Genomic DNA, 6,095 nt, shown 5'->3' with positions numbered 1-6,095 from the left:
ACGTCTGGAAGACGGCCAAGTACGGCAAGAAGGTCGAGGTCGACGACCCGTGGGGCTACGGCCGCTCCCTGGAGTGGACGACCTCCTGCCCGCCGCCGCGGCACAACTTCACCTCCCTGCCGCGCATCCGCTCCGAATCCCCCGCGTTCGACCTGCACCACCCGGATGCCAACGCCGACGCGATCGGACCGCCCTCCGCGCCCAAGGTCCTGCGGTGATCACGGTGAACGGTCATCACCCGGATGCGGCAGCACTGATCAACGAGGTCGAAGGCCACCTGCTCATCGAGGCGGCCCGCACCGAGGGGCGGACCCTGGCCAGGCGCTTCACCAGCGAGTTCGGCTGGCTTACGGAGACCCAGCGAGAGGAACTGGAACGGCGCTACGCGGAGGAGCACCTCGCCCTCACCCGCCGCTCGTGGCGGCACATCGCCCAGCGGGGGAGGGCGATGCGGGCCGAGTACGAGAAGACGTACAGCGTCCTGCGGCGCCGTCTCGTCGCCGCGTACCTGCTCGGCATGGCACTCACGCTGGCGACGGCGCTCCTGACCGCGTCCGTACGGTGAGGCACCACCTGGCGCATTACTTTGACGTCTAGCTATATTGACAGGTGTCGATATGAAGCGCATCGTCGTCACCAAGGGCATCGATTCGGAGAACGTCGATGCGGCCCGCCGGGCCGAGATGGCCAAGGAGTGAACGCCATGCGTGAACAGTCCACTGACCCGCGAGCTACTGACGTGCGAGCCGCTGACCTGCGAGCCAGTGACCTGCGAGAGACCGTCCGCCAGCGCTACGCGGAAGCCGCCGTCCAGGCCACCGAGGGCGGCAGTGCGTGTTGCGGCCCGCAGCCCGCCGAGATCGACGACAGCTTCGGCTCCGCGCTGTACGCCGCCGATGAGCGCGAGACACTGCCCGCCGAGGCCGTGGCCGCCTCGCTGGGCTGCGGAAACCCGACCGCCGTCGCCGACCTCCACGAGGGAGAGCACGTCCTCGATCTCGGCTCCGGCGGCGGCATCGACGTCCTGCTGTCCGCCCGCCGCGTCGGCCCCGCGGGCAAGGCGTACGGCCTCGACATGACCGAGGAAATGCTCGCCCTCGCCCTGGCCAACGCCAAGAAGGCCGGTGCCGCCAACGTCGATTTCCTCAAGGGCACCATCGAGGCGATCCCCCTCCCGGCGGACACCATCGACGTCGTGATCTCCAACTGCGTCATCAACCTGTCCACCGACAAGGCCGCCGTCTTCACCGAGATCTTCCGCGTCCTGGCGCCCGGCGGCAGGATCGGCATCTCCGATGTCGTCGCCGACGACGACCTCACCCCCGACCAGCGCGCCGAGCGCGGCGACTACGTGGGCTGCATCGCCGGTGCCCTCTCCTTCGCCGAATACCGCGGCGGCCTGGAGGCCGCCGGATTCACCGACATCGAGATCAGCCCGACCCACCCCGTCGCCGACGGCATGCACTCCGCCATCGTCCGGGCCGCCAAGCCCTCCACGACCGCCCGTCGAACTCCGGCTGACGCTCCGGCCGCGGACGCGGCACCGACTGCCTGCTGCGACGGCAACTCCTCCTGCTGACCGAGGCCGGCCCCAGGTCAGCCCGAGGTCAGCCCGAGATCAGCCCGAGGCCAGCCCCGGCCCACGGAGGAGAGGTCCGCGAGGGACGCCGTAACGCATCTCGTAACGGGCGACGCAAGGGCGTAGTCACGCACATCGCAGCGGACGCCGTGACGGACGCCGTGACGGACGCCGTGACGGACGCAGTAACGGGCGCCTTAACGGACCTCGCAACGGACGCCGCAACGAACCTCGCGACGGCCCGAACGCCGCAGCCCGGACTCGCGCCACCTCACGAACATGGCGTAGGCACTCTGGCGTCACGCTCTCCCTCGCCTTACGTTGACCGCGGTGGGCACCCCCATCGAACGGCTTGCCATGTCCTCGTCCGATGACTTCAGACACGAGGTGAGTCTTGTTCCTCCGCCGCAGACGCTTCCGTCGAATACGCCGATTGAGCGTTGTCGCCCTGATTCTCGGTGTCCTGGCCGCCATCGCCGCCGGAACCGCAGGGGCGATACCCGATTCCACTCCCAGGGCGCGACCACCCCTCGCCCAGCCGATCGACCCGCAGAACTGGCGCAACCCCGATGACATGACCTGGGCCGAGTACCGCTCGGTTCCCGGCACCGACTGGGCCAACCCCGACGTCAAGCCCACGAAGCGTACGTTCAAGGGCGCTCTGGTGCTCTTGGACTACCCCGATGAGGAGTTCTCCGTCAGCAAGGCGCCGGGTACCGCCCGGTTCGGCAATCCGCAACCCAGCGCCGCCAACGTCCCCCGCGAGCGACTCCCCGCGTTTTACCGGGACTTCCTGAACAAACCCACCGCCCTCAACCGCGGGCACACCATCAACGAGTACTGGATGGAGGACTCCGGCGGTCGCGTCGGCGTCGACCTGACGGCCTTCGGGGTGTACCGCATGCCGTGGAAGTCCCACCAGTACGGCATCGAACCCGGAATGAACCCCGGCGCCTGCCCGACAGGGGACAGCTGCGGCAAGGACATCCGCGCCGACGGCAAGCGCGCCTGGATCGCCGACGTGGGCGCCGACAAGCCCGCGGAGTTCGACTTCGTCTTCTACCTCACCGCCGGAGTGGACGAGTCCTCCGCCTGGCAGGAGTTCGGCCAGATGAAGTTCGGCACCCCTGAGGACGTGACGCCCGACTGGGGGCCGCCGTCTCCCATATCCAGCGGCAGCAACGCGGCCAAGACCCGCTATGTGCCGTGGACGTCCTGGCAGGCGGCCGCCCGCATCTGGCCCAACGCGGCGGACGGCTCATCCACCCAGGCCGAGAGTTCCGGCATGGCCACCTTCGCCCACGAACTCAGCCACATCCTGGGCATCGGGGACAACTACAACAACCCCTACGGCACTCCTTTGAGCCGCTCCTACACGGGCATCTGGGGCATGCTCTCCAGGGGTTCGTTCAACGGCCCCGGAGGACCGCACACCCGATGGCGCATACCGGCGACCGATGGTGGCTCGATGGGCGCCCAGCACGTCCTGCGAGACAAGATCAAACTGGGCATCGTCGATGAGAAGAACGTCCTCCGCCTCGACCGTGACGCGCTCAAGGACTCCGGACTCGTCGTCGCCCGCGTCACCGCCCGTTCCGCGCCACCGGGCGCGAAGGGCCTCACCGGGGTCAACATCACCATGGGACGCGACCTGTCCCCGCCCTGCGACCGCGAGACCGACCCGCTGTGCGACGGCGGCGGCTACAACAACTACACCGTCGAGGTCGTCGACCGCATGGGCATGGACTCGTTCACGCCGGACAGCGGGGTCCTGTTCAGCAAGACCAAGAACGCCGACCGTGCCCCGTTCGCCTGGGTGATCGACGCCCACCCCGAAGACATCGACCTGGTGGACTTCAAGCGCCCCGACGGCACGCCACAGAAGATCACCATGGGCGACTACCGCCAGCTCAGCGACGCGCTCTTCCACGCCGGGGCCGACTCGGGCAGCTCGTACGAGTACGTGGACAAGGCCAACCGGCTGCACTTCTACGTCCTCGACGTCGAGCGCGACGCCTCCGGTGTGCTCTCCTACTCCGTCGGCGTCAAGTCCCTGGACGGCGCGGGGCCCCAGGAGCGCGGAGTGCGTCTCGGCCGCGGCGCGGCGGAGGGCAAGCCGGGCAACGGCCGCGCCGTGTGCACCTTCGACCTCACCAACACCGGGCGCGCCACACCGCAGAACGCCGACGGCCACCCGGAATCCGTCGACCCCCAACTGTCCTCCGACGTCTACCGCCTCTCGGCCAAGGTCTCCGGCCACGGCTGGTCCACCTGGCTCCCCAACCGCCTCACCACCGCCCGTTCCGGTGCCTCGGTCGACGTCGATGTCGCCGTGTCGGCGAAGCCGGGCGCCGACCGAAAGGGCAACGTCACCCTCACCGCCCGTTCGGAGAGCGACCCGGACAAGCAGGCCGAGGCCACGTGCTCACTGCGGAAGTCGGGCAGCTGAGGACAGGACAGCGCGAAGCACCGAAACTGACCCCACACAACACCTCGGCCCAAGGTTGAGCTGAGACAGACGGCGAGGGCCCCGAGCACCGCGAAAGCGGCCGCCGGGGCCCTCGTCCGTCCGGACGCGGCACCTACGGCCCAAACCCGAGCCCGTCAAATCCCCCAGCGCACAGCAGCCGGCCAGTACCGACCGGCGCTGTTCGCGCGCCCCGCCACATGGCGAGAGCCCACCAACGAGCCCCCGCAAGTCTGTCGCAGCCAGTCAAGTACCGTACGGCACCGCCGTGTTGAAATCTGGACATGGCTACCGCTTCCGCCGCGCCCGTGCCATTCCCCCCGGACGATCGTTCGGACCGCCTACGCGCCGAGATCGAGGCCGTACGCGACGAAGCGACGGCCCAGAAGAACCTGGCTCACCGGAGAGCCGACTTCTGGGTCAAGGCCGACATCCTTCTGGGCTTCCCCGCGGCCCTGTTCGCCGGCGTCTCCGGCGCCGCGGGCCTCGCCTCAGCCGACGCCCGCATCCCCGCGGCGCTGATAGCCCTGACCTCCGCGGGCTTCGCAGCGGGAGCGGCCTTCCTCCGCAGCGACAACAGACGCATCGTCAACAAACGCGCCCGCCAGGCATGGGCCGCCGCAGAAGCCAAGGCCACCATCAAGCTGGCACAAAACCACCTGACCCCCGAGTCCTCTCCCCACGCGTAGGGCTCCAACGCGCGCCATTCCTCGCTCGTGGCATCGAGCTGCTCGAGTACCGCAAGGACCACGAACCGCAGATGAGGCCGGACCACGTCCGAGCTGAGGAGGCGAATTGCCGTGTGCCTGAACGCCTCTCGGTCCGTATCACGCAGATGCTCCAGAACCTGCCGGGTCTGGGCCCGGCGGAAGAGAGCCTGCCCGCTCGCCGCGAGGAAGTCGTGGAGGTCCTTGCCCATCAGGACGAAGGAACGGGCGAAGAGGTAGTCGAAATACGTCTCATGGAAGAAGCCGATGCGATTGTCCGCGTGGAGCAGGATTCCCGCCGAGACGAGTACGGCCAGGTCAGTCCTGGCGAACCGGTCAAGGACCGCGTACGGGACCGTGACGGTCTCGCGGTGGCTCATCTCCTCGACGAGCCGGTGGGTGATGGTCGGCCATGCCTCGTGGGAGAGGGTTCTTTCGGCCTCACGCCGGGTCTCGTCGGTGTACTGGGCATAGAGCTCCTGCAGGCTTCCGTACGCGGTCGTCCGTGCTCTCGTCGACAAGCGGCAGAAGACCGCGAGGTGCAAGGGGGTTCGCAGGAGGGGCAAGGTCTCGGTGCTCAGCGTCTGCGGAGGAGTACCACCCGCTTCGAGCACCGTGCGCACGGCGTGGTCCTCCAGCAGGCCCAGCGAGAACCGTTCGACCACGCCCTCCTGGCCGACCAGGCTCGTCAGCCGCGGGTCCTTTTCGACATCGATGGTCCGCGCAATCAGTACGACCTTGACGTTCGGTGCGTCGGCGAGTGCCTCCAGCTTCTCGTCCACAGCCTCGAAGACGTCGGGTATACGGCCGCTGTAGGTGCTCGCCGCGTCGATCTGGTCCACCACCAGCGGTGCCGGAGCGCCGTCGGCCATCCGGGAAATCAGCGCGGCGGGGCAGGCAGGAAGATGGAGCCGTCGGCCGACGGCCTCGGCAGTGCGGTCGTCGCCCTCCACCGCGTCCATCCGGAAGGGCAGGACCGGCCATCCACGGGCCGTCGCCATGTCGATGACGTCGCTCGCCACAGTGGACTTGCCCGTGCCCGCAGGGCCCTCGCACACGATGGTGGACGGCCCGTCTTCCGCGACCAGACGATCGAACAGCTCCTGCGCATGGGGCCGCACGGCCAGTGCGAACGGCGGTTGCACGCGTTCCGCGCGCCGCAGAAAGCGCCGTTTGGCCTGCTGAACGGACCGCCGATCGGTAACGGCGGCACCCGGGTCGCGGTGATCGCACCCGGCCGGGTGGTAGGAGGCGTTGTGCTCTGTCTGCTGCGGTCCGGACAGCAGGTACTGGTGCAAGACCCCGACGGCAAACGCGTGACCGGACGCCCGCACGTTCAGTG

4 protein-coding genes and 1 pseudogene are annotated in these 6,095 nt (G+C 68.7%); 4 read left to right on the top strand and 1 reads right to left on the bottom strand.

What is annotated here, in order from left to right; translation table 11 throughout:
- The 4 genes and pseudogenes from AC5P1B_RS21785 to AC5P1B_RS21770 all read left to right on the top strand — a co-directional run.
- A pseudogene (locus tag AC5P1B_RS21785) lies at nucleotides 1-176 on the top strand (aa3-type cytochrome oxidase subunit I); the annotation flags it as partial.
- A gap of 38 nt (nucleotides 177-214) precedes the next feature.
- On the top strand, nucleotides 215-565 hold the full coding sequence (locus AC5P1B_RS21780) for a hypothetical protein (protein WP_493888998.1): 351 nt from the start codon (nucleotides 215-217) through the stop codon (nucleotides 563-565).
- A 138-nt stretch (nucleotides 566-703) separates the two neighbouring features.
- A complete protein-coding gene (gene arsM, locus AC5P1B_RS21775; RefSeq protein WP_493888997.1) occupies nucleotides 704-1,579 on the top strand; it encodes an arsenite methyltransferase in 876 nt (291 codons plus the stop codon).
- A gap of 433 nt (nucleotides 1,580-2,012) precedes the next feature.
- A complete protein-coding gene (locus AC5P1B_RS21770) occupies nucleotides 2,013-4,028 on the top strand; it encodes a M6 family metalloprotease domain-containing protein (RefSeq protein WP_493888996.1) in 2,016 nt (671 codons plus the stop codon).
- A gap of 415 nt (nucleotides 4,029-4,443) precedes the next feature.
- Here AC5P1B_RS21770 and AC5P1B_RS21765 read toward each other — a convergent pair whose 3' ends face one another.
- A complete protein-coding gene (locus AC5P1B_RS21765; protein ID WP_493888995.1) occupies nucleotides 4,444-6,051 on the bottom strand; it encodes a P-loop NTPase family protein in 1,608 nt (535 codons plus the stop codon).
- Nucleotides 6,052-6,095 lie beyond the last annotated feature (44 nt).

The sequence above is a fragment of the Streptomyces sp. A01 genome (genome assembly GCF_059026195.1).
This window is presented reverse-complemented; position numbering and strand designations above follow the sequence as displayed.

Bases quoted from the DNA above. Each gene is read 5' to 3' on its own strand.
- arsM (WP_493888997.1), top strand. From the start codon at position 704: ATGCGTGAACAGTCCACTGACCCGCGAGCTACTGACGTGCGAGCCGCT.